Source organism: Pseudoalteromonas sp. 1181_04 (assembly GCF_052850545.1).
Map to the genome: position 1 here is coordinate 1 of NZ_VXCS01000031.1, position 22,333 is coordinate 22,333.

General features: G+C 39.1%; 17 protein-coding genes and 5 tRNA genes. 18 read left to right on the forward strand and 4 right to left on the reverse strand.

Going from position 1 to position 22,333, the window contains the following annotated elements; all coding sequences use genetic code 11:
- Window positions 1-252: 252 nt before the first annotated feature.
- The 3 genes from miaE (at window position 253) to FW757_RS20200 (ending at window position 5,360) form a co-directional block, all read left to right on the forward strand.
- On the forward strand, window positions 253-1,023 hold the full coding sequence (gene miaE / locus FW757_RS20190) for a tRNA isopentenyl-2-thiomethyl-A-37 hydroxylase MiaE (RefSeq protein WP_182718153.1): 771 nt from the start codon (window positions 253-255) through the stop codon (window positions 1,021-1,023).
- 199 nt (window positions 1,024-1,222) lie between these two features.
- Complete coding sequence (locus FW757_RS20195; protein ID WP_182718152.1) at window positions 1,223-3,448, forward strand: EAL domain-containing response regulator; 2,226 nt, start codon at window positions 1,223-1,225, stop codon at window positions 3,446-3,448.
- Window positions 3,441-5,360 (forward strand): sensor histidine kinase, encoded by a 1,920-nt coding sequence (locus FW757_RS20200; protein WP_182718151.1) that lies wholly within the window; start codon window positions 3,441-3,443, stop codon window positions 5,358-5,360. Before FW757_RS20195 ends, FW757_RS20200 begins: the two co-directional genes overlap by 8 nt.
- 48 nt (window positions 5,361-5,408) lie before the next feature.
- Here FW757_RS20200 and FW757_RS20205 read toward each other — a convergent pair whose 3' ends face one another.
- From FW757_RS20205 to FW757_RS20215, 3 genes are all read right to left on the reverse strand, one after another.
- On the reverse strand, window positions 5,409-6,188 hold the full coding sequence (locus tag FW757_RS20205; protein WP_182718150.1) for a substrate-binding periplasmic protein: 780 nt from the start codon (window positions 6,186-6,188) through the stop codon (window positions 5,409-5,411).
- 47 nt (window positions 6,189-6,235) lie between these two features.
- Entirely contained in the window at window positions 6,236-6,979 is a 744-nt protein-coding gene (locus FW757_RS20210) for a UDP-2,3-diacylglucosamine diphosphatase (protein ID WP_145241478.1), read from the reverse strand.
- 89 nt (window positions 6,980-7,068) lie between these two features.
- Window positions 7,069-7,560: a peptidylprolyl isomerase gene (locus tag FW757_RS20215; RefSeq protein ID WP_182762578.1), complete on the reverse strand. Its 492-nt coding sequence runs from the start codon at window positions 7,558-7,560 to the stop codon at window positions 7,069-7,071.
- A 150-nt stretch (window positions 7,561-7,710) separates the two neighbouring features.
- Between FW757_RS20215 and cysS the strand changes: the two genes are divergently transcribed.
- Window positions 7,711-9,090, forward strand: coding sequence for a cysteine--tRNA ligase (gene cysS, locus FW757_RS20220; RefSeq protein WP_182718148.1), 1,380 nt, complete (start codon window positions 7,711-7,713; stop codon window positions 9,088-9,090).
- A gap of 183 nt (window positions 9,091-9,273) precedes the next feature.
- The gene (locus tag FW757_RS20225; protein ID WP_182740252.1) at window positions 9,274-10,167 is read left to right on the forward strand and encodes a DMT family transporter; all 894 of its coding nucleotides are present in this window, start codon (window positions 9,274-9,276) and stop codon (window positions 10,165-10,167) included.
- A gap of 63 nt (window positions 10,168-10,230) precedes the next feature.
- Here FW757_RS20225 and folD read toward each other — a convergent pair whose 3' ends face one another.
- Window positions 10,231-11,085 carry a bifunctional methylenetetrahydrofolate dehydrogenase/methenyltetrahydrofolate cyclohydrolase FolD gene (gene folD, locus FW757_RS20230; protein WP_446441623.1) on the reverse strand — a complete coding sequence of 285 codons (855 nt, stop codon included), beginning with the start codon at window positions 11,083-11,085 and terminating at the stop codon, window positions 10,231-10,233.
- 350 nt (window positions 11,086-11,435) lie between these two features.
- Here folD and FW757_RS20235 point away from each other — a divergent pair.
- From FW757_RS20235 to FW757_RS20295, 13 genes are all read left to right on the forward strand, one after another.
- A tRNA-Pro gene (locus FW757_RS20235) sits at window positions 11,436-11,512 on the forward strand.
- A gap of 131 nt (window positions 11,513-11,643) precedes the next feature.
- A tRNA-Arg gene (locus FW757_RS20240) sits at window positions 11,644-11,720 on the forward strand.
- A gap of 23 nt (window positions 11,721-11,743) precedes the next feature.
- Window positions 11,744-11,819, forward strand: a tRNA-His gene (locus FW757_RS20245).
- 17 nt (window positions 11,820-11,836) lie between these two features.
- Window positions 11,837-11,913 (forward strand) — tRNA-Pro (locus FW757_RS20250).
- Between the two features lie 70 nt (window positions 11,914-11,983).
- Window positions 11,984-12,060: transfer RNA gene (locus FW757_RS20255), tRNA-Pro, on the forward strand.
- 462 nt (window positions 12,061-12,522) lie between these two features.
- Window positions 12,523-13,827: a trigger factor gene (tig, locus tag FW757_RS20260; RefSeq protein ID WP_149980757.1), complete on the forward strand. Its 1,305-nt coding sequence runs from the start codon at window positions 12,523-12,525 to the stop codon at window positions 13,825-13,827.
- Window positions 13,828-13,991: 164 nt separating this feature from the next.
- Window positions 13,992-14,609 carry an ATP-dependent Clp endopeptidase proteolytic subunit ClpP gene (clpP, locus tag FW757_RS20265; RefSeq protein ID WP_145241466.1) on the forward strand — a complete coding sequence of 206 codons (618 nt, stop codon included), beginning with the start codon at window positions 13,992-13,994 and terminating at the stop codon, window positions 14,607-14,609.
- Between the two features lie 135 nt (window positions 14,610-14,744).
- Window positions 14,745-16,028, forward strand: coding sequence for an ATP-dependent protease ATP-binding subunit ClpX (clpX, locus tag FW757_RS20270; RefSeq protein WP_145241464.1), 1,284 nt, complete (start codon window positions 14,745-14,747; stop codon window positions 16,026-16,028).
- A gap of 150 nt (window positions 16,029-16,178) precedes the next feature.
- Window positions 16,179-18,539 carry an endopeptidase La gene (gene lon / locus FW757_RS20275; protein WP_446441624.1) on the forward strand — a complete coding sequence of 787 codons (2,361 nt, stop codon included), beginning with the start codon at window positions 16,179-16,181 and terminating at the stop codon, window positions 18,537-18,539.
- 185 nt (window positions 18,540-18,724) lie between these two features.
- Window positions 18,725-19,027 carry an HU family DNA-binding protein gene (locus FW757_RS20280; RefSeq protein ID WP_301562686.1) on the forward strand — a complete coding sequence of 101 codons (303 nt, stop codon included), beginning with the start codon at window positions 18,725-18,727 and terminating at the stop codon, window positions 19,025-19,027.
- Between the two features lie 170 nt (window positions 19,028-19,197).
- Window positions 19,198-21,105: a peptidylprolyl isomerase gene (ppiD, locus tag FW757_RS20285; RefSeq protein WP_446441625.1), complete on the forward strand. Its 1,908-nt coding sequence runs from the start codon at window positions 19,198-19,200 to the stop codon at window positions 21,103-21,105.
- 379 nt (window positions 21,106-21,484) lie between these two features.
- Window positions 21,485-21,979 carry an ImmA/IrrE family metallo-endopeptidase gene (locus FW757_RS20290; RefSeq protein WP_182718143.1) on the forward strand — a complete coding sequence of 165 codons (495 nt, stop codon included), beginning with the start codon at window positions 21,485-21,487 and terminating at the stop codon, window positions 21,977-21,979.
- Window positions 21,979-22,314 (forward strand): hypothetical protein, encoded by a 336-nt coding sequence (locus FW757_RS20295; protein WP_149980753.1) that lies wholly within the window; start codon window positions 21,979-21,981, stop codon window positions 22,312-22,314. Before FW757_RS20290 ends, FW757_RS20295 begins: the two co-directional genes overlap by 1 nt.
- Window positions 22,315-22,333 lie beyond the last annotated feature (19 nt).

Here is a 22,333-nt window from a genome sequence, read left to right on the forward strand (position 1 = left end):
GGTTAAATATTTAAGTCGATTGGTATTAGTTCGCTGTTTTATTTTTATACAGCTTGTATTAAGTTATGGTTCAGTAATGGGGTCTTGTCAAGAAACACCAATGAGAGACGAAAGCAAAAAAATCAGCGGGGATATATTTAACTAGAGTTCGGGTTATTTAATTAATCAAACCCCCAGCTTTGTTTTATTATCAGTCATTTTTCATGATAAAATCATTTTCTTAATGACAGATACTAATGAGCAACTCCCTTCGTGCCACATAGCAAACTTTTAGAACCGATTAAGCAATTTTTACGTTGTGAAACCCCTTTAGGGTGGATTGATGAAGCCACTAAAAAAGAAAACCTAGCGGTTATTTTAATTGATCATCTCATCTGTGAGCTTAAAGCCGCGCAATCTGCGATGTTTTTAATTCGTAAATACGCCGTGGATAAACAAAGCAGCGATGCCTTGCTTGAGTGGCTGAAGCCGTTTGAAACGCTGATATACAAACGTGAAGGGAATTGGCGCGATCTTGCGGCTAAAAACAAACTGACTAAAGCAGTGATCCCAAAATCTGATTCAGCTTATGGGCAAGATTTGGTTGATAAAATGGTGATGTTGATCAAAGAAGAGCTGCACCACTTTTATCAAGTATTAGAGATCATGGATGAGTACGGTATTGAGTATCAAAGTATTACGCCGTGTCGTTATGCTAAGGGTATGCTAAGACATGTAAAAACCTTTGAGCCAGATGCACTGGTCGATAAGCTCATAGTCGGTGCTTACATCGAAGCTCGTTCGTGCGAGCGTTTTGCCGCGCTTGCACCCCATGTAGATAAGCGTTTAGGTGATTTTTATATTTCGTTATTGCGCTCTGAGGCACGCCACTATCAAGACTATTTAACTCTTGCCCAAGAAATTGCTGGTTTTGATATTACCGAGCGGGTTAAAGAGTTTGGTGAAATTGAAGCGCAGTTAATTACATCTTTTGATGACGATTTTAAGTTTCACAGTGGTACGCCGGTAAATAAAAGCGCTTAACCAACACTAACATGTGCTGCAGCTTTCAAGCCATGCTGTAGCACATACTTTATTATCAAAAGTGTTTTTAAATTAGACACATCAAAAACTCTCACCTAATATTTAAAGCAAGTTAATTTTTTTATTTATCAGTTACTTTATTGCTTTGCAATGCATTGTAAATGAAAGGCCATTGCTATTATTATTTTGGTGGGTATATATGGATGAAAAAGAGGGATTATTTGTATTTTCTGCTGAGGAAGAGTTAGTAAATACTGACCTTAAAGTATGGAAAATTCTAACCGTTGAGGATGATCTCGATTATCAACATGCATTAGTTAATAGCTTAAAAGAATTAAAGGCCAAAGAAGGCTACAAATATGAGTTATTAGCGGCCAACTCAGTACCAGAAGCTGCGCTTGCTTTAAGTATGCACCCAGATATAGCACTTGTTTTTATCGATGTGGTTATGGAAGAAGATGACTCCGGACTGCGTTTGGTAAATACCATCAGAGAAGTGATTGGCAACGCTGAAATGCGTATCGTGTTACTAACAGGGCAGCCCGGTTTAGCCCCTGAAACCGATGTGATGAAAATGCTCGATATTGATGAGTACTGGAATAAGTCTGACATTTCTGCGCAAAAGCTTGAATCAATCGTTAATAGTAATATGCGAACTTGGCAATATATTTCGCAAATAACAGCCGCTAAACAAGGTTTGCAACTTGTGCTTGATGCATCAAGGAGCATTAATAGCAAACATGATATGGGCTCATACTCAGCTGCCGTGCTGCAAGAACTAAGCAATATTTTAAAAATATCCGAGGGAGGCGGGATCCTTTGTTCAAGCAACCTTGATAAAGGCGACAATGCAATGATCCTCACTACCAACGGCTGCTTTAATGGTATGAAAGGACAAAAAGTAGATAGCAATTTACTGGCCGATATGTACGATGACTTCCAGCTAGCGATTCAAGAGAAACGTCATGTGTTTTCAAATCAGCATAGTATCTTCTTCTTCCCAGCAACCATTGCTGAAGGCACGCACTATATTACCTTGGTAAAATCAGATAATCCCATTAGTGAAGAAAACGAATATTTATTGAAAGTATTTAGTGAAAACGTCAGTAGCGGATTTGCTAATATTTCATTATTAAATAGATTAACCGAGCTTGCCTATACCGATGTTTCATTAAACTTACAGAATAGAAACTGGTTAACTCGCGAAATTAAAAATATGAACGTATATGAAAAATCCAAAATGCGTTTAATTATTTTTGATATTTATCAGTTTGATGAAAAAGCATTTACCTTTGGTTATGATTTTTGTAGAAAAATCATAAAACTGGTACATAAAAGTATTGTAGATGTTTTTTCAATATATGACCCCAGAATTGCGATTATTAGTAATAGTAGCTTTGGCATGCTCATTAATGTTGATTTTGATATTACAGATGATATTGCGCGTTTTCATAATAAACAAAAGTACGAAATTGAAAATGTTAAGCAATTTATTGACGTAAGAGTGTTGGAGTTAAAGCTAAGTTGCGCATCAAATATTACTCCCGAAAAAGTAATTAGCCTGGCAGAGTCGAGTTTAAATTACATGCAAGTAACTCAAGCGAAGTTTATTTTGCATACCGATGAGAAAACAGTGGCAATAACAAGGCGCTATGAGTTAATGGCGCGCTTGAGAACGGCTATTAGTACCAAAGAATTGCGTGTCGCTTTGCAACCAAAAATGTGCTTGAAAACATTAAAACCAATTGGTTTTGAAGCGCTAGCTAGATGGCAGTTAGCTGATGGCAGCTTTGTAAATCCTGAAGAGTTTATAGAACTTGCTGAAACAGCTGGTTTAATTAATGAGCTAGATAATGTTATTTTTGAAAAAATACTACAAATAATTAATCAACTTAAAAAATGTGGTATAAATTTACCTATTGCGTTTAACGCATCATCTTATGACTTGATCGATCCTTCTTACTTTGAGTCTATCAAAAGTCGGATTGAGGAATATAAAGTATCTCCCTCGATGCTGGAACTTGAAGTGACAGAAACCCAAGCGATCAGTAATTACAACTTTATTAAAGAGGCTTTATCACGATTTATGGCATTGGGTATTAAAGTGAGTATTGATGACTTTGGTACGGGTTATTCATCGTTAGCACATATAAATGAAATACCGTCGAATGCGATAAAAATTGATCGCTACTTTGTCAGCAACCTTGAGCATAATATAAATAATCAATACATGATAAAAATGATCATCAGTCTCGCAAAGCAATTTGATTTTAAAGTTATTGCTGAGGGTGTTGAAAACGAATTTGAGGTGCAATGGTTAAAACAAGCAGGTTGTGAAATGGCCCAAGGTTACTTTTTTGCAAAACCATTATTTTATGATGATTTACTGATCTGGTTAGCACAGTTTGATAATGTAAATGACTAAAAAAAGTAACTCATTTTATAGCGACAAAAAAGGCGTACTCATAAAGTCGCTGTTTATTTTATTTGTTGCGATATTAATTGGCTGGCTGGTATACGAGCAAGTTTATCAGTCAAAAGTAACCATAATAAAAGAGCGCCAAGATGAAAAACTAGTGCTTGTGAGTACTGATTTATCTAAAGAGCTAAGCAGTATTAAAAAACTCACTCAGCTGTTAGCAAATGGCCAAGTATTAAAAAGTAATACAGGTTTAAATACATTGAGCGCTCAACAAAGCGACAAGCTCATAAATGATTATTTTTTAAATTTTGCTTCTGTATCAACCAATATCTCACAAATACGTTGGCTTGAACGCAGTGGTAAAGAACGTTATAGAATTAATTTCAGCAATAAAAAAAGCGAAATTGTTGAGGTATCACAATTACAAAATAAGCAAAATCGTTATTACTTTAAAGAAGGGATGTTAGTTGCACCACCGAATACATTTATTTCAGAAATTGATTTAAATATTGAGCGTGGAAAAGTTGTTGTCCCGCATGAGCCAACAATTAGGGTGACTTACAGAACGCAAGGTGGTGATTATTTAATAGATGGCTTGTTAGTAGTGAATTTTAATCTGGATTATTTATTTAGTAATATTCGACAATATGATGAAAAAAACACCCAAGTAAATATTCTAAATCATGATGGTTATTGGTTGTATAATAAGGATCCCGCATTACAGTTTGGGTTTATGTATAATCAAGTTAATAACTCGCTAGCAAATAACTCTCCAGCGCTTTGGCAACACATCATTGAACATGACGTACAAAGCACCTCACGTATTTTTCATGACAGTTTATATACTTTCAGGCGATTCTCTATTGTTTCACTACGTGAATCAACACAAAGAACCGCAGATTCAGATAAAGAGATTATTATACTTATCGGTAGCCCTAAAGAGCTGCTGTATAATGCAAAAATGACTGCTTTTCAATATGCTGCTCTGTGTAGTGTTGTTTTATGTATTTGCGGTTTTGGTTTTAGTTACCGTGAATATTTATTCCAACAGCAACTAATTACTTTATCTTATAAACTACAGCGTGAAAAAGTAGAGTTAGATAGCGTCAACAAACAGCTCGATTTAACTATAAGGCAGCAGCAGCAATTACAAACAAGCTTACTCGAAGCTCGAAAACTATCGTCTTTAGGGTTGTTGGTGGCGGGGGTTGCTCATGAGATGAATACACCCATTGGCGGTGCTATTATCTCAGTATCTAACGCGAATGTGGTTATTAATAAGTTGAGTGACGCGATAAAAACCGGATTAACTAAATCGCAATTAGATAAAAGCACACAGAGCATTGAGGAAAATTTAGGGTTAGCTAAAATTAATTTAAATAAGGCAGCGGTATTAGTTAAAAGTTTTAAAAAAATGGCGATAGACCGTCATAATGATGATGTCATCACATGTAATATAAGAAAAATAACTGAAGATTTACTGATCTCCCTTAATTCAAGATTAAAAAACTCAAACGTAAAAGTGAAAACCTTAGTTGATACTGACCAAGATATAAAAAGCCGACCAGGAATTATTTCCCAAGTGCTAGAAAACCTGATAATGAACGCACTAACCCACGGGTTTGCCAAAAATCAAGTCGGTGAAATTGAGATAAAAATAGCACAAGCTGCTAGTCAATCCATTAAATTAACCATTTCAGATAGCGGTGTTGGGATTAAAGCAGAGTCTCAACAGTACATCTTTGAGCCTTTTTACACCTCAGCTCGTGGTATTGGCAATACTGGGCTTGGCTTATATATGGTGCACCAATGGGTTACACACATTTTGCAGGGGGAAATTAAATTACAGTCCAATCCACACTCTACAGAGCGCTTTAAAACTGAGTTTACTATTACTATACCCAAACTATCTTAAGATGCAGAATTCGTTGCTTGGAGTGATAGTCATATAAGCATTTGTGTTTTAACGTTTTAAAAATTGTAGGTATTGCTCAGTCTTAGCTTCTGAAAAGCCATGGCGTAGGAGAACTTGTGCGGCCTCACCATTATTTACAATGGTGTTGAAACCGTTTTCTAATTGTATTAATTGTTGCTTACTTTGCACAGCAGATTTGGAAAAAATAATATATAGGTAGTGGGACGCTAAATGAGGAGGGATATATACGATTGACTGTCCTGTTTGTAATTGTGGATGATTGTTTAACCAGTACTCACCGACTTCTTTGGTACCAGCTACTAAATCAACGCGGCCAAGCTGTAACACGCGTAAGCTGCTGATCAAGTCATTAGTCGCTGTAATAGCTAAATTATGTTCACTACTAAAACCCTCGCTAACTATATAATTACTACCTTTACTTATGCTGTATGGCTGTAATGACGTTAAACTGCCATCGTAATTTATTTTGCTACTTTTTCGTTTAAATAATCCAGTAAATGACTTTGCTAATGGTCGTGAATAGTGGAATGTTTTTTCTCGCTCGGCGCTATAATAAGCCCCTAAAAGAGCTGTTCGCTTATTTTTTTCAAGTAATCTTAGTGCACGAGCCCAAGTTGTAAACTCAATGCTAGCTTCAATATCTTGGCTTGCTAATGCAGTAATAATAATATCAGCTAACCAACCTTGTTGCGGCAGTTGCTCTGAAAAATACGGGGGAAAAGGCTCGGTAACAAAAAGCCATTTATCTTGGCTGTATGTATGGCCTGCGTAAAATAAACAAATAAGTATGAAAAATAATTTAAGCATTACGACCAGTACTAAAAACGATCAATATCGTAAGCGTAGACAATATTTTATATTTGTGCGAATGGTTCACTCACTAGTTCTTGTGTCTGTGCGGTAACAACTAAATAAGAGCCTTGAGTATACCAATCACCCAGCACTGTGCGAGTGAGTGTTTGCTTATCTACTTCATAATGATGCACATTAGGGCGATGGGTATGGCCATGGATCATATGTTTTACTTGGTGTTTTGCAAATGTTGCTAGTACCGCTTGTTCAGTAACATCTAATATTTCAAGCGCTTTACCGGTTTGATTTTGCTTTGATTTTTCTCTGGCATTTTGCGCAACTTTACGACGATACCAAAGTGGCATAGCAAGCATTAATCTTGGCCACCACCAACTGCGGCCTTTTTTACGAAACTTTTGATATTCAATATCTTGTGTGCACATTTCATCGCCATGCAAAATGACAGTGGGAGTGCCATATAAGTCAATTACCAGCTGTTCGGGTAATAAAGTCATTCCTGCTTGTTTGGCGTATTTATCGCGCATAATGAAATCACGATTGCCATGCACAAAATATACTGGGGTGCCGTTATCACTCACTACTTTTAAATGCTTTGCAACTTCAGTTGAGAGTGCAGTTACATAGTCATCACCAACCCATACTTCAAAAAAGTCACCAAGTATATATAGCGCGTCTACATCCTTATTAATAATATGCGTATTTAAAAACTGATAAAAAGCTGCACTGATATCTGGGCGATTTTCACTTAAATGGAGGTCGGCAATAAAGTAGGTTTGGCGAGTCATAGGTAAGTCTTTTAAAAATAAATAAAGCGGGCATATACGTATAGCATAAATACCCGCTAAAACGCCACGTTACGTGGGTAAGCGTACTATTAGTTTACAGTTACGCTTGTGATGATAACGTCATCAAGAGGTACGTCTTGATGAAAGCCTGTGCTACCTGTAGCAACGGCTTTAATTTTTTCTACTACGTCCATGCCTTCAACAACTTCAGCAAATACACAGTAACCCCAGCCTTGAGATGTTTCGCTGCTGAAGTTTAAGAAGTCATTGTTATTCACGTTAATGAAAAACTGTGCTGTTGCTGAATGTGGATCAGGAGTACGTGCCATAGCAAGTGTACCAACCTTATTAGAAAGGCCATTGTTTGCTTCATTTTGAATAGGATCATGCACTTCTTTTTGTGTCATACCTGGTTCAAAACCACCGCCTTGTACCATGAAACCATCAATCACACGGTGAAAAATAGTGCCGTCGTAAAAGCCTGCGTTAGCATACTGTAAAAAGTTTTTAACTGTGTTTGGCGCATCTTCTTTGTGCATGTTAATGGTGATATCACCAAAATTTGTGTGTAGAACAACCATGTGGTTTCCTATTAGCTGATTTATTTGCCGCTATTTTATCTTAGTTAGCTAAGATTAACAAAGTGCTTATTCAATTGATAAAGCGCTAGAGCAGGGGCTTTTCAAGTGTTAACATAGCGATTCAAGTAAATAGTCAAGGACTTAAAATAAATGGTAAATATATACAACACACTCACGCGTCAAAAAGAGCAATTTAAACCTATGGTCGACGGCAAGATCGACATGTATGTGTGTGGTATCACCATTTATGATTATTGTCATATTGGTCATGCCCGCACATTTGTTAGCTTTGACGTGATCGTACGTTATCTTCGTCACATTGGTTATGATTTAAAGTATGTGCGCAATATCACCGATGTTGATGACAAAATCATTAAGCGTGCGAATGAAAATGGCGAAGCGATTAACGACTTAACTGTGCGTATGACAAAAGCAATGCATGAAGATTTTGATAGTCTAAACATGTTACGTCCAGACATTGAACCTACAGTCACAGGTCATATGGACGAAATTATCGAAATGGTTGAACGACTAGTTACTAAAGGCCACGCCTATGTTGCAGCCGACGGCGATGTTTTATTTGACGTCTCAACGTTTGAGCAATACGGTGCATTGTCACAGCAAGATTTAACTATGCTACAAGCCGGTTCGCGTGTTGAAGTAGCACAAGATAAAGATGATCCACTTGATTTTGTGTTATGGAAAAAAGCCAAAGCGGGTGAACCATCATGGACATCACCGTGGGGCGAAGGTCGTCCAGGTTGGCATATTGAATGTTCGGCAATGAGCTCAAAGCATTTAGGTGAGCATTTTGATATTCATGGCGGTGGTTCAGATTTACAGTTTCCACACCATGAAAATGAGATTGCGCAATCATGCTGTGCAAATAACGGCAAGTACGTCAATACCTGGATCCATACGGGGATGGTACAAGTAAATAAAGAGAAAATGTCAAAATCATTAGACAACTTCTTTACTGTTCGTGATGTACTTAAAGAATATGATGCTGAATCGGTTCGTTATTTTTTAATTTCTGGTCATTACCGCAGCCAGTTAAATTACTCGCAAGAGAACTTAGATCAAGCACGTTCGTCGCTTGAGCGTATTTATACGGCACTTCGTGGTGTTGAGCCTATCAGTTGTGATTTAGCAACAAATGAACATGTGGCTAAATTTAGAAAAGCAATGGATGACGACTTTAATACACCAGAAGCATTACCGGTGTTATTTGAATTAGCCAAAGAGCTAAACCGTGTAAAAGACGTTGATGCTGAGCAAGCGGGTAAGTTAGCATTTGTACTGCGTAGTCTTGGGGAAGTGTTAGGGGTTGCTCAACAAGCACCAGAGGCATTTTTACAAGGTGGCCAAGCAGATGACGAAGTTGCCCAAATAGAAGCGTTAATAGTTAAGCGTAATGAAGCGCGCGCGGGTAAAGATTGGGCTGCGGCCGATGAAGCGCGTGATGCTTTAAATGCACTTGGAGTAATACTGGAAGACTCTGCAGGTAAAACTACATGGCGTAAAGCGTAATTAATTACCTTACTAGTGCCAGTCAAATAGGCATTGCTGAATAAGACATATTTTAGTAAGTATTGTATTAGTAAGTATTACAAAGGGTTGCCAATTTGGCGGCCTTTTTATTTTTTCTAGCTTGACCTCAACTTAACCTTAGGTTTTACCTTTGCGTTTCTTAGTTATTTTGAAAGGAATGAAATGAATATTTTTCTTGCCATGATCCCTGCTTTTTTATGGGGCACCACCTATGCGGTCACTAAATATGCCACCCCAGATTGGCCGCCAATATTACTTGGCGCGTTGCGAGCATTACCTGCGGGTTTACTGTTATTTGTGCTTAAACCATCATGGCCTAAAGCAAAACAGTGGCGCGGTTTAGTATTATTAGCTGTGGTTAATATTGCCCTGTTTTTTAGTTTTATTTTTATTATGGCGGTTAATTTACCAGCGGCAATTGCCGGTGTTGGTATGGTCTCTGTGCCTGTGGTTGCGTTGATTTATGCGTGGGTTTTTAAAAAGCAGCGTCCAGCGTTTTTGCAATCGGTGTGCGCACTTGTATTAGTGATTTTGGCTTGGCGATTATTTGATCCCCAGCATGTCACGATTAATGCCTTAGGAGTATTCGCTTTAATTGGTGCGTTGTTAACAATTGTTGTTGGTAGTACTTTAGTGCAAAAAATGTCTAGCCACACTCATTGGTGGACGGTATTAACATGGCAGCTGATCATTGGCGGATCATTGTTATCATTAGTCGCAATGACTCAAGCTATTTACTTTGATCCACAACAATATCAAGTACTTGCTAATGGTGTCAGTTCAATACAGTGGCTTGCATTATTTTGGTTAATTGTGCCAAATACAGCGCTTGCGTATATCTTGTATGTTTGGTTACTTGGCCGGATGACGGTGGTTGAGTTTACTTTCGGTACGATTGCTAATCCGATCGCAGGTATTATTTGCGCCGTGGTATTACTAAGTGAGCACTATCAAGTTTGGCAATATACGATTATGGTTTTAATGATTTTCTTCTCTGTGCTGCCGCAATTGTTAAAGCTAACACGGCGCCAGCGCTCAGCTAAAATAGCCTCATAAATAACAACAAAGGGTTGCTAAACAGCAACCCTTGTTAATTCTTGATGCGACGTTATAGGCTAATTAGCTATGGTATTTTTCACAGGCTTCAAGGGTATTTTCAATCAAGCTTGCTACTGTCATTGGGCCTACGCCGCCAGGTACTGGCGTGATGAAATGTGCATTTTGTTCAGCGATCTCATACTGTACGTCACCGACTAATTTGCCGCTATCTAAACGATTAATGCCTACATCGATCACAATTGCACCTTCTTTAACCCAATCCCCAGGAATAAACTCAGGTTTACCAACTGCCACAACTAACAGATCAGCACGGCGTACATGAGTTTCTAAATCTTGCGTAAATTTATGACACACAGTGGTTGTACAACCTGCAAGTAATAGTTCCAATGCCATAGGACGACCAACAATATTTGAAGCGCCAACAACAACTGCATGCATGCCTTTGTATTTTACACCGGTCGAATCAAGCAGTGTAATAATACCTTTTGGCGTACATGGGCGAAGAGCAGGCATACGCTGTGCTAAACGGCCAATGTTATAAGGATGAAAGCCGTCAACATCTTTGAGTGGAGTGATATGCTCAAGGATTCTTTCAACATCAAGACCAGCAGGAAGAGGAAGTTGTACTAAAATACCATCAACTTGTGCATCGTTATTGAGTTCATCAATTAAATCTAATAATGCTTGCTCGTTTGTATCTGCTGGTAAATCAAATGATTTAGAAATAAAGCCAACTTCTTCACAGGCTTTACGTTTTGAACCTACATAAACTTGGCTTGCAGGATCTTGCCCTACAAGTACAACTGCAAGTCCAGGTGCGCGCAAACCGTTTGCAACACGTTCACTTACTCTTTGTGCTACTGCACTGCGTACTTGTTTAGCTATTGCCTTACCATCGATGATGTTTGCCGTCATGGGTGACCTTTAATTGGGGTTAGTTAACTTAATACCGATACTTTAAAAAAACGAATGCATATAGAAATAGGGGTAATATAATGCTAATAAAGAACACGTTCTTTATTACTCGTTTTTAATATGCTTACTATTTTCGCAGAAAAGCGCTAATGCGCCAAGTTGCTTTTCTGATATAGCCGCTAATTATATAAAACAGTTGAAATTTTAGCTGATCGTCACAATATTTGACCATTATGAACTAAAAATGACCGATTGATTTATTTTCTTAAAAAAAGGTTTGACCTGACACGGTCAAATCACTATTATGCACCCCGTTGTCAACGAGGTCACTCGCTAACAATAGTAAGCATCGGCGATTAGCGCAGTTTGGTAGCGCACTTGGTTTGGGTCCAAGGGGTCGCAGGTTCAAATCCTGCATCGCCGACCACTTTCTAAATTATAAAGAATGGTAATGATTGGTTTGGGTATATCCTATACAGTCACAAGTTAAATGCTGAAAAGCAGGTAACTATTCTATTATAATAGATTGGCTTATTGGTAAACTATGAAGTTTTCGATGCGCCCATAGCTCAGCTGGATAGAGCAACGCCCTTCTAAGGCGTCGGTCGAAGGTTCGAATCCTTCTGGGTGCACCATTTGAAAACACGTAAATATAGCGGTGGTTGTAGCTCAGTTGGTAGAGCCCCGGATTGTGATTCCGGTTGTCGTGGGTTCGAGCCCCATCAGTCACCCCATTTACAAAAAAGAATATCGGCGATTAGCGCAGTTTGGTAGCGCACTTGGTTTGGGTCCAAGGGGTCGCAGGTTCAAATCCTGCATCGCCGACCACTTTCTCAAAAAGTGGTCTCAAATACACAGTTTGAGTGTTCAATGAAAACGAGGTTTAATACTTCAATATCGGCGATTAGCGCAGTTTGGTAGCGCACTTGGTTTGGGTCCAAGGGGTCGCAGGTTCAAATCCTGCATCGCCGACCACTTTCTTAATTAATAAAAAACAATTCAAAATTCATATTGCACAGCTTAATTCTAAAGCTAAAATATTGCTAACTTGCTAACTTGCTAACTTGCTAACTTGCTAACTTGCTAACTTGCTAACTTGCTAACTTGCTAACTTGCTAACTTGCTAACTTGCTAACTTGCTAACTTGCTAACTTGCTAACTTGCTAACTTAAACGCCTACTTTTTATCCGCTATGCTTGCTTAATCCGCTATCTCACCAAATAATTGCCCCCTAGACTCGACTATCATAAATATTAGGTTATAATGCCGCGTCTATTGTTTAACATAGTGCCCGAAGGGCAGAGCAGCATTGGTATCTTATAGTGAAGATGGGGTTGATAAGTCGCTTTAATGACTTTAAACGTGCCAAAACGCATAGTGATTACCGTGTTTGTAAGGAAGGCGAACAGTCGCCAAAATTGAAGATTGAGGTATATCATGCAAGTTTCTGTTGAGACGACTCAAGGCCTTGAGCGCCGTCTGACCATCACCGTTCCTGCAGAGAACGTTGAGACCGAAGTAAAAAAACGCTTACAACAACTGTCTAAAACCCAGCGTATTGATGGTTTCCGTCCTGGTAAAGTACCAACGTCTGTAATCAACAAACGTTACGGTGGCGCAGTTCGTCAGGAAGTTGCTGGCGAAGTAATGCAACGTAATTTTTATGAAGCTATCGTAGCTGAAAAAATTAACCCTGCTGGCGCACCAACATTTGCTCCTAAAGCACTTGAAGCAGGTAAAGATTTAGAATTTTCTGCAACATTTGAAGTTTACCCTGAAGTTGAAGTTCAAGGTTTAGATAAAATCACTGTAGAAAAACCAGCAGTAACTGTAACTGACGAAGATTTAGCAAACATGCTAGAAACACTTCGTAAGCAACATGCATCATGGGCTGAAGTTGATGTAGCTGCTGGCGAAAAAGACCGTGTAACGGTTGATTTCGTAGGTACTATCGACGGTGAAGTATTCGAAGGCGGAAAAGCTGAAGACTTCCCATTAGAACTTGGTCAAGGTCGTATGATCCCAGGTTTTGAAGATAACATCGTAGGTAAAAAAGCAGGCGAAGAAGTTGTTTCTGACGTAACTTTCCCTGAAGATTACCATGCTGAAAATCTTAAAGGCAAAGCAGCTCAATTCACTATCACAGTGAAGAAAGTTGAAGCGCAAGAGCTACCTGAACTTAGCGAAGAATTCGCAACTAAGTTTGGTGTAACTGAAGGCGGTGTTGACGCTCTTAAAGAAGAAGTTAAAAAGAACATGACACGTGAACTTGACCAAGCGGTTAAAGCTAACGTGAAAGACCAAGCAATTAAAGGTCTTTTAGCTAACAACGAAATCGACGTGCCTAAAGCCCTAGTAGATCAAGAAATTGATGCACTACGTCAACAAGCTGCACAACGTTTTGGTGGCGACGCTAAAAACATGCCTGAGCTTCCAGCAGAGTTGTTCCATGAACAAGCAGTAACACGCGTTAAGACTGGCCTATTATTAGGTGAAGTAATTAAAGCGAACGAGATCAAAGTTGATGATTCAAAAGTTGAAGCATTAATTGCAACAGTGGCTTCTGCATACGAAGATCCAACTGAAGTTGTAGAATACTACAAAGCAAATGATCAACTTATGCAACAAATGCGTAATGTAGCAATGGAAGAGCAAGCTGTTGAAGCTATTTTAGCTAAAGCAAATGTGACTGACGTTGAAAAAGCATTTGATGACATCATGAATCCACAGCAAGGTGCTTAATAAGTCATTGACTTAAGCCCTCGCTAACGATTAAATGGCTCGTGTTACTCTGTATTATGCAGTGTGCCCGAGCCATTTTAGTTTGTGGCCTTCAATTTCGCCAAAAAATAACTATGCTTCCTTATAATAAGGATAAGTATAAGCGCATAAGGAATTAGATAAATATGAACACTGGTATTACAGATCCACTCAATGCATTAGTACCTATGGTTGTTGAACAAACAGCGAAAGGCGAGCGCTCGTATGATATTTATTCGAGACTATTAAAAGAGCGAATCATTTTTTTAACAGGTCAAGTTGAAGACAACATGGCTAATCTGATCTTAGCGCAAATGCTATTTTTAGAATCAGAAAACCCAGAAAAAGACATCTTTTTATATATTAATTCGCCAGGCGGTTCAGTGACTGCGGGTATGGCGATTTATGACACTATGAATTTCATTAAACCAGATGTAAGCACTATTTGTGTTGGCCAAGCGGCGAGCATGGGAGCATTTTTATTGACTGCTGGTGCAAAAGGCAAACGTTATTGTTTACCTAATTCACGCGTGATGATCCACCAACCATTAGGCGGTTTCCAAGGTCAAGCATCTGATTTTGAAATACACGCCAAAGAAATTTTGTCTATTAAAGATAAACTAAACCGTTTAATGGCAGAGCATACCGGCCAACCATTAGATGTGATTTCAAAAGATACAGACCGTGATAACTTCATGAGCGCCAGCCAAGCTGTTGATTATGGTTTAGTTGATGCGGTATTTACTAGTCGCGACAGCAAGTAACAAATACAAGCTGGTAACTAACGGTGCTAGCTTGAGCTGTTTACACTGTGAAAACCAATATTTTTTGGTATAGTTAAGCGTATTAAAATAGCTGCTAAGTAGTTTGGCAGCCAACGAATAAGATGAGGTAGCTGAATGTCTGACACTCCTACAGACGGCGACAAAAGTAATAAATTGTTATACTGCTCTTTTTGTGGCAAAAGCCAGCATGAAGTTCGTAAGTTAATTGCTGGCCCTTCAGTATACATTTGTGATGAATGTGTTGAGCTATGCAACGACATTATCAGGGAAGAGATCAAAGACATTGCGCCAAAGCACAATACCTCTGATAAACTGCCTGCACCAAAAGAAATTCGTAATCATTTAGATGATTATGTTATTGGTCAAGATCACGCCAAAAAAGTACTGTCAGTAGCGGTTTACAATCACTACAAACGTTTGCGTAATCAAACCGGTAAAACGGATATTGAGTTAGGCAAAAGTAATATCTTACTTATTGGCCCAACCGGCAGTGGTAAAACATTATTAGCTGAAACGTTAGCGCGTTTATTAGATGTGCCGTTTACAATGGCCGATGCAACCACACTAACTGAAGCTGGTTATGTGGGCGAAGATGTTGAAAACATCATTCAAAAGTTGCTACAAAAATGTGATTACGATGTAGAAAAAGCGCAACGTGGTATTGTTTATATTGATGAGATTGACAAGATTTCACGTAAATCTGATAATCCGTCGATCACTCGTGATGTATCTGGTGAGGGCGTGCAACAAGCACTGCTTAAACTAATTGAAGGTACTGTGGCATCTGTGCCACCACAAGGCGGCCGTAAACACCCACAGCAAGAGTTTTTACAGGTAGACACCTCTAAAATCTTATTCATCTGTGGTGGCGCATTCTCTGGTCTTGATAAAGTGATCGAGCAGCGTAGCCATAAAAATACCGGTATCGGTTTTGGGGTTAACGTAAAAGAATCTGCGGCGAGCCGTTCTTTAAGTGAAACATTTAAAGATGTTGAGCCAGAAGATTTAGTGAAATATGGTTTGATCCCAGAATTCATCGGTCGTTTACCTGTTGTGGCAACGTTAACTGAACTCGATGAGTCGGCTTTAGTGCAAATATTAAATGAGCCTAAAAACGCCTTAACGAAACAGTACGGCGCATTATTTGGTATGGAAGACGTTGAACTTGAATTCCGTGATGACGCACTGCGTGCTATCGCTCATAAAGCGATGGAGCGTAAAACAGGTGCCCGTGGTCTTCGTTCAATCGTTGAAGCGGTGTTACTTGATACTATGTACGAACTTCCTTCAATGGAAAACGTCAGCAAAGTCGTGATTGACGAAACCGTGATCAAAGGTGAATCAGATCCTATTTTGATTTATCAAAGCGCTAGCCAAGATAAAGCAGCGTCTGAGTAAAATTTACTCATTTTGATAATAAAAAGGAGCCTAGTGCTCCTTTTTTTATAATTTATTTAATCCAGTTGCGTTAAATTGTTGAACTTTACTTAGGTTATCCCCATATACTTGAGTAATCTTTAAAATAAATGAAGAGCGAAGAGAAAAATAATGACGCTTGAGAGAACAGATCGAGTCGAAATCCCGGTGCTAGCACTGCGCGATGTCGTGGTATATCCGCACATGGTGATCCCGCTTTTTGTAGGCCGTGAAAAATCAATAAAATGCCTTGAAGCGGCAATGGATAAAGACAAACAAATTTTCCTTGTTGCGCAAAAAGACGCGACCGTAGATGAGCCTGAGCAAGATGATATTTACCGTGTTGGTACCATAGCCACGGTATTACAATTGCTTAAACTTCCTGATGGCACAGTCAAAGTACTGGTTGAAGGCACACAGCGAGCAAAACTAGAAAGCTTTATTGATAATGAAGACTTTTTTGTTGCTAATGCGCAGTTTATTGGTTCAGAAGAAATCGATGAGCAAGAGCAAGATGTATTTATTCGCAGTGCCATCAGTCAGTTTGAAGGCTATGTAAAGCTAAATAAAAAAATACCACCAGAGGTGTTAACCTCGGTCAGTGGCATTGATGAAGCGCCGCGCCTTGCCGATACTATGGCAGCGCACATGCCGCTGAAAGTGCCTGAAAAGCAAAAAGTACTCGAAATCACCAATGTTACAGAACGTCTTGAATATTTAATGGCGTTGATGGAAGGTGAAATTGATTTACTGCAAGTTGAGAAAAAAATTCGTACCCGCGTTAAAAAGCAGATGGAAAAGTCGCAACGTGAGTATTACCTCAATGAGCAAATGAAAGCCATTCAAAAAGAATTAGGCGAGCTTGACGACGTACCAGATGAATTCGAAGCACTGAAAAAGCGCATTGAAGAATCAGGTATGAGCAATGACGCGCAAGAAAAAGCGAACTCTGAACTTGCTAAGCTTAAAATGATGTCGCCGATGTCGGCAGAAGCCACGGTTGTGCGTTCATACATAGACACATTAATTAATGTGCCATGGAAAAAACGTTCGAAAGTGAAAAAAGACTTAGCGGGCGCACAAAAGATTTTAGACAGCGACCATCATGGTCTTGATAAAGTCAAAGAACGCATCATTGAATATCTCGCCGTGCAACAGCGTACCAATAAACTAAAAGGGCCAATTTTGTGTCTTGTGGGTCCTCCGGGTGTTGGTAAAACGTCATTAGGTCAATCGATTGCTCGCTCGACAGGGCGTAAGTATATTCGTATGGCACTAGGTGGTGTACGTGATGAAGCAGAAATTCGTGGTCACCGTCGTACTTACATAGGTTCAATGCCAGGTAAGTTGATTCAAAACATGAGTAAAGTGGGCGTTAAAAATCCATTATTCTTGTTAGATGAAATCGATAAAATGTCATCTGATATGCGTGGCGATCCTGCATCGGCACTGCTTGAAGTACTTGATCCTGAGCAAAATAGCCATTTTGCGGATCATTACTTAGAAGTCGATTATGACTTATCTGACGTAATGTTTGTTGCTACATCAAACAGCTTTAACATTCCTGGTCCGTTATTGGATCGGATGGAAGTGATCCGGTTATCGGGTTATACCGAAGATGAAAAGCTGAATATTGCCAAAGAGCATTTAATTGTTAAACAAGTTAAGCGCAATGGCTTAAAAGATGGCGAATTAATCATCGAAGACAGTGCAATCATCGGCATTATTCGTTATTACACCCGTGAAGCGGGCGTACGTAACTTAGAACGCGAAATATCTAAGTTATGCCGTAAAGCAGTGAAGAATATCTTGCTTGAAAAAGGCACTAAAAAAGTCACTATTAACGCTGACAACCTTGAAGATTTCTTAGGTGTGCAGCGCTATGATTATGGTAAAGCTGAAGACGGCGATCGCATCGGCCAAGTAACAGGTTTAGCGTGGACTGAAGTGGGCGGTGATTTGCTGACCATCGAATGTGCCGCAGTACCAGGCAAAGGTAAACTAAGCTACACAGGTTCACTAGGCGATGTAATGCAAGAGTCGATTCAAGCAGCTATGACAGTTGTACGTAATCGCGCTGATGCATTTCGTATCAACAGTGATTTTTACGAAAAACGTGATATTCATGTTCACGTACCTGAGGGGGCAACTCCAAAAGATGGACCAAGTGCTGGCGCCGCGATGGTAACAGGTTTGGTATCAAGTCTTACAGGTAACCCGGTACGTGCTGATGTGGCGATGACGGGTGAAATCACCTTACGTGGTGAAGTATTACCAATTGGTGGCTTAAAAGAGAAACTATTAGCCGCTCATCGTGGTGGAATTAAAACGGTCATTATTCCAAAAATTAACGAACGTGACTTAAAAGAGATCCCTGACAATGTATTGGCAGGACTTGATATTCACCCAGTTACGTGGATTGATGAGGTTTTAAAACTGGCTTTAGTACACCCAGTTGAGAGTTTTTCAGTCGAAACATCAAAAAACCAGTAAAAAAGCGAAAAAAAGTGCTTTAAAGGGCTTTTCAAATCTAGATGGTATGATAAGTTAAGCACTGGTTTTCAAGCCGAGGCCTTATGTGGCCTAGGCTGAAGAAAAATTACAATCGTATGAGCATGAAAAAGTTTGCTCTAAAATTTTCAAAATAGTGATGTTAGTTTAAAAAACAATCGCTCTTGATAATAACAATGAAAGAGGATGATATTGTGAATAAATCTCAATTAATCGATCAAATCGCAGCTGATGCTGACATTTCTAAAGCGGCTGCGGGTCGTGCACTTGATTCATTCATCGAGGCTGTTTCTGGCGCTCTTAAAGATGGCGACTCAGTAGCATTAGTTGGTTTCGGTACTTTCTCAGTACGTGAACGTGCTGCACGTTCAGGCCGTAACCCACAAACTGGCGAAACAATTCAAATCGCTGCAGCGACTATCCCAGCTTTTAAAGCAGGTAAAGCGCTTAAAGATGCATGTAACAGCTAATCACTGCTCTTTAGTGAGTTAGTTTGGTAGTGTAAGAAGTTAATCGCTTTTACAGCTTAATTAACGTTCTTTCTCGCCAACTGCTTCAAGTAAAAAAGCGTATCTGGTAAGATACGCTTTTTTTACATAAGCAAGGCGATTTCTGCCTCGAATAGAATAGAGATAAATAAATGCTTGAGAAAATCAGAGAAGGTTCACAAGGACCGGTAGCTAAAATTATTTTAGGCGCGGTGATTTTATCTTTTGCCTTAGCAGGGATCGGTGGTTACTTAGGTCAAACCACAGAGCAGCCCGTAGCTGAAGTAAATGGAGTTAAAATTAGCCAAACCGAGTTTAGCCGTGCGTTCCAAAACGAACGTGCACGTTTAGAGCAACAATTTGGCGAATACTTTGCACAAATTGCTGCTGATCCAACTTATATGGCACAAATTCGTCAAGGCGTCGTTGACCGTCTAGTACAACAAGAATTGCAAACTCAACTAGCGGCCGAACTTGGCTTACGTGTTAGTGACGACAGTGTTCGTAAAGCGATTTTAGAATTGCCATACTTCCAAATTGGTGGGCAATTTAACAACGATCGTTACTTACAAGTTATCCGTCAAATGAACTTTCAACCTGACGCATTTCGTGAATATTTACGTGAAGAAATGACTCGTAGCCAGCTAATTTCAGCGGTTGCAGGTACCGATTTTGCTCTAAATAGCGAACTGACTAATGCCGTTGCGCTACAACAGCAAACGCGCAGTATTGACTATGTCGTGATCAGCAAAGAGTCTTTACAGCAAAACGTGACAGTAACAGAGCAAGAAATTGCCGATTACTATGACCTAAATATGTCGCAGTTTTTAGCGCCAGAGCAAGTATCAGTAAACTACATTGATTTAAATGCAGCTAACTTAACACTTGAAACTCATGTTAGCGAAGCAGACGTTAAAGCATATTATGATCAAAACAAAGCACAATACGTCGAACCTGAAAAACGCCGTGTATCGCATATCTTAATTGATAACAGTGAAGATGATGATGCAGCAAAAGCCAAAGCAGAAGACTTGTTAGCACAATTACAACAAGGCGGTGATTTTGCGGCATTAGCAGAATCATCATCTGATGATACCGTTAGTGCTGAAATGGGTGGTGACTTAGATTGGATCGAACGTGACATGATGGATCCTGCTTTTGAAGATGCGGCATTCGCATTAGTAAATAAAGGGGATTTTTCAGACGTTGTACAATCTGAGTTTGGTTACCATATTATTCAGTTAACTGATATTCAGAGCCAACAAGTAAAAGCGTATGACACTGTTAAAGCTGATTTACGTGCTGAGCTTGAGCGTACTGAAAAAGTAAATGCATTCTATGAAAAGCAAACAGAAATGGGCGCTATTGCATTTGAAATTTCAGATACCTTAGTTGATGCTGCAGAAGTTGCCGGTGTTGAAGTACAAACAACAGCATTAGTTGACCGTAATTCTCTACCTGCGCCGCTTAATACACCAGCGGTATTAGCTGCAATTTTCTCACCAGATGTGCTTGAAGATAAAATGAACTCTGAAGTTATCGAAGTGGGCGATGAGCATGTTGTGTTAGTGCGTGTTAAAGAGCATGTACCAGCTGCAACAAAAGCACTTGCTGATGTATCAGAGCAAATTAAAGCACGTTTAGTTAGTGATAAAGCATCAGAGCTTGCGAAAGAAAAAGCAACAACACTATATGCTGAAATTGAAGCTGGCAAGAGCTTAAATGACCTAGTAACTGAGCAAAGCTTAGAACTTCGTCAAGAAGCGGCACTAACTCGTCAAGCTTACACTGTTTCGCCTGCAATCGTTCAACATGCCTTTAAAATGGCACACCCAACTGGTGACACACCAGTAGTTGAAAAAGTTGAATTAAATAACGGTGATGCCGCAATTGTAGCCTTAAAAGCCGTGACTAACGCCACTGTTGAAGGTGAAATTGAAGCGCAACTTAAGCAAAATATTACTATGACCCAAGTTAACAAAAACTACATGGTATTCATTGAAGCTTTAAAAGCAAATGCAGAATTAAACTTACCTAAAGCGCAAGCCGCCACAGAGTAATAGTTAATTAAGCAAACCTAAAAAAGCGCCTAATGGCGCTTTTTTTGTGGGTAGAATATATAGGTACTAGGTACTAGGTACTAGGTGAAAGGTTAAAGGCTAAAGGTACTAGGTTAAAGGTGCTAGGTTCGAGTTTAGTTTACAAAATTGGGTAGCGTGCAACGAAAGCCTTTGCGCCTGTGAAGTTTTAAATAGCAGTTGTGACAATTATTATTGATATTAGAATGGCAGAAAAACACACTAAGAATTATGTGATAGTGTTAAAATGTATGTTGGTAAAAAACTGAATATTAACTACTGTATATATTATCAGTGCAATTGACGTTTTTTTGCTTTTATCTGTATAAACACAACAGAAATTTCTAGTTGAGGAAATTATATGAACTTGAATCCACAAACTGAAGCTAACAAAGTACTTGAAACACTTTGGCTTAATCAGGACTTTCCTGTTGATCCTGTCTCGATAGCTAAAAAAATGGGATTACAAGTTTTGGATACAGAACTCCCACCTAGTGTTTCCGGCGCCTTGATTAAAGAGGCTGGTGCTGATCCGATCATCGCTTTACATTATGCTGATCACAGTAACCGAAAACGATTTACCTGCGCACATGAATTAGGTCATTATGTTTCCAGGATTGAGTCTAACGATGAAAGCCTTGAATATGAGTATGTTGACTTAAGAGGCCCAAATGCTTCAAACGGAACTGATGCTGATGAAATATTTGCAAATCAGTTCGCAGCTAACTTATTAATGCCTGAAGCAATTTTAAAAAAATTATTGCGTTCAGGTAAAAATCATTTTAATTTAGCAATGTATTTCGGGGTTTCTCATGAGGCGCTTAAGCATAGATTAAAAGCATTGAGGCTTTTATAATGACGGTACAAGAAAAGGGAAATTTAGCATCGTTAATAAAAGCGAGCCTGCAAGATAAAAGTAAAACTACCCCGACAGATCCTTTAGTTTCAGAGAAAGTTGAAGATTCAAAAGCAGACAGAGAATTAAAAAAATCCTATGCAAATTGGTTTATTAAAATACTTATAGGCCAACTTATCGTGATGAATATTGTATTTTTTTGCGTAGGATTTGGTTGGCTGGCTTTTGATGAATGGTCGTTAAATTTATATATGGGTGGTACATTAGCGGAAGTGTTCGGCGTAATTTTAGTAATCACCAAGAACCTGTTTCCAACCAAGCCAACAAATAGATGATTTTTCAGACTGTTTGGAG